This is a genomic window from Sphingopyxis sp., from assembly GCF_036402335.1.
Lineage (GTDB): Bacteria > Pseudomonadota > Alphaproteobacteria > Sphingomonadales > Sphingomonadaceae > Sphingopyxis.
Genome location: NZ_DASWTD010000493.1, coordinates 1 through 2,753, shown reverse-complemented (window position 1 = coordinate 2,753; position 2,753 = coordinate 1). Strand labels below are relative to the sequence as shown.

2 protein-coding genes and 1 pseudogene are annotated in these 2,753 nt (G+C 66.4%); all 3 read right to left on the bottom strand.

Translation table 11 applies throughout. The features are described 5' to 3' along the window. Window positions 1-1,033 (bottom strand): annotated as a pseudogene (locus VGD20_RS16130) (cytochrome C); the annotation flags it as partial. 16 nt (window positions 1,034-1,049) lie between these two features. After that, complete coding sequence (locus VGD20_RS16125; RefSeq protein WP_331135419.1) at window positions 1,050-1,931, bottom strand: hypothetical protein; 882 nt, start codon at window positions 1,929-1,931, stop codon at window positions 1,050-1,052. Beyond that, window positions 1,931-2,753 (bottom strand): 4Fe-4S dicluster domain-containing protein (locus VGD20_RS16120; protein WP_331135418.1); only part of this gene is annotated, 823 nt, incomplete at its 5' end. The genes VGD20_RS16125 and VGD20_RS16120, both read right to left, overlap by 1 nt.

Genomic DNA, 2,753 nt, shown 5'->3' with positions numbered 1-2,753 from the left:
TCAAGCCGTTATAGTCGACCGGCCCCTTGGCCAGCGTCGTGCGCACCAGCTTGCCGCCCGGCCCGGGCCGGACAAGCGGGCGGAATTCGGGATGGCTCGTGCCGAAATCGGCGGCATCGGCGAGCATCGTCGGATGCCCCGCCGTCTTGAGGCGGGCCGACATGCCATCGTGACAATCGGCGCAGAATTTCTGCGGCGTCGCGGGCATCGGCCCGGCGCCCTCATGCTCGGTATGACACTCGACGCAGCGCCCCTGCGGCTTGTTGAAGGTCTTCGCAAAGCCGTCCAATATGCGTTCGCCTACCCCCGGCGGATGGCGCGCGGCGAGCAGCATCGCGGTCGGCGCATTGGCGTGCGCCATGCTCATCGCCTTGTGCTCGCCGGTGTGACAGCCGACGCACGCCTTGTCGGTCACCGCGACGAACGGTTCGACATGGCACGACTGGCAGTCGTTCTTCAGGCTGGCGTGGGCGCTCGACAGGGGCCCTGACAGCCAGGCGCTGTCGGCGTGATAGCCGTCGGGCCGTTCGTCGACATTTTTGTAGCTGTACCAGGCCCAGATCGGCCCGGCGAGGAAGGCGAGCAGCATCAGCACGCCGAACACCCATGCCCCCATGCGCTTGCCCGGCATCACACCCTGCAGCGAGAAGGCCCTCGCCTCGTCGACGTCCTTCGACGATTGCGACAGCTCGTCGATGCGCTCGACGAGCAGGATGATATTCTCGCCCTCGCGCGCGATGGTCAGCCGATGGCCGCCGAAACGCAGCTCGCCGCCCGCGGCGCTGTCGATGTTGGCGACGGTTTCGTTCCGGCCGTTGAGGTCGAAGCCCAGACCTTCGCTCGCCGCGACGCGCACGGTGCGTCCGTCCGCGCTGCTGATCGTCGCATGATGGGGGTTCACCGCCAGATCGGCGACGTGAATGATATTGCTGCCCTCGCGGCCGAGCGTGATCGTGTTGCCCGGCAGCGGCTGGTCGCGGACGATCTGTTTGCCCGTCTTCGTCGTCGAAATGCGGCGCAGGATGAAGCTCATGGTCCCCCTCCCCGCCTTACCAGTAGAAGAAGACGCTGATGATGTGCGCCGACAGCGCCGCGATCAGCGCAAAGGTCAACGGCACATGCACGTAAAGCCAGATTTCGAGCAGGCCCCGGATCCTGAGATGCTGGCGCAGGCGCGCAAGCGCGGCCTGTTTCTGCTTGAGCAGGCCGACAACCTTCTCGCGCGCCTCGCCGTCGCTGCCGTTCGACAGCGACAGCGTCCGCAGCGCCGCTGCGGTCGCGCAATCGGGATAGCGGCCCGAGAGCCGCGCCACGACGCCGCCCGCGAACGGATCCTCGTCGAGTGCCGCGAGCACCGGTGCGGTGTCGGCCGGGGTCAGCGGCTGCGCGGCGCTGTGCAGCTGGCGGTCGAAGGCCCGGATCGCCTCGAGCATCTGCATTTGCGTCATCTGCTCGCGATTGTTCGAAAGTGCCTGTGGCAGCGTAGCATAGACGATGACGCCATAGAGCCCCGACAGGATCACCAGCATCATCAGCGCCCAGGCGAGCGTGTGGACATTCCAGCCGAGCTGGAAGCCGGTGTGCCAGGTCCCGACGACGATCAGGCTCAAACCCAGATAGACATGCGCCGACGTCCAGGCCTTCAACGACCAGTGATCGCTCGTCATCTTGCGCTTGCGATAACCGAGCGCGGTCAGCCACAGGATCAGCCCCGCGCCAATCGTGCCCAGCGTATAGCCGTACCAGCTCCCACCATTGTGCCGCGGCGTCACGTCGACCAGCGCGTAACTCACGATGACGAGCAGGCAGAGCCCGCCCGAAATCTTCGCCCAGCGGAACCCCGCATAACGGAGGAAACCCTCATGCCGCCGCTCGCGGACGCGCTCGACCTGCGTGGCCTTCGATCGGCGGCGCTGAAACAGGCTCGCCATCAGTCGGCGTCCTCTTCGAGGCGCGCGATCGACAGGAATTCCTCCGGCGAAACACGGATCGCGGCGCCGGTCGGGCACGCACGCACGCACGCCGGGCCGCCCGAAATGCCCTTGCACATGTCGCATTTGACGGCGATCTTCTTCGGCTTCTCGTCGCCCAGTTGCTTCTTCGTCCATTTGGGCGAAGGTTCGCCCGGACCGGGGCCGAAACCCGTAAGCAGCCAGCGCAGCAGGCTCGGTTTCTCGGGCGGCGCGGCCTCCATGCGGATCACGCCATAGGGGCAATTACGCATGCAGTTGCCGCAGCCGATGCAGCCCGGCTCCATGAACACCTCGCCGTCGGGGCCGCGGTGGATCACGTTCGGCGGACAGTCGGCCATGCAGTGCGGATGCTCGCAGTGACGACAACTTGTCGGCACGTGGAGATGCGCAAAGGTCTTGCCCGCCTCGCGGTCGAGCCGCGACAGGCCTTCGTGGCTGTCGGCGCACGCCTTTTCGCAATTGTCGCAGCCGACGCAGAGATTTTCGTCGATCAGCAGCGCGTCGGTCGCCTCGCCCAGCCCCTCCTTCATGATGAAGCTGGCGGTGTCCGAGTAAAGGTCCACCGCGCTCGAATAGGTCGCCTTGCGCGATTCGATGAAGCTGTTCATCTGCGCGCGTTCGGCGACCGCCGCTTCGGTCGCCTCGCGCACCTGCGGCCGACTGGCGAGCATCTTGCGGAAGCTCTCGCCGGTCAGCTTGATGAGCTCGGCGCCGACCGCGGCCTTGACGGTAGCGTTGCGCGGCGCGCCGCTGAGCACGCCCATTTCACCGAAGAAGCTG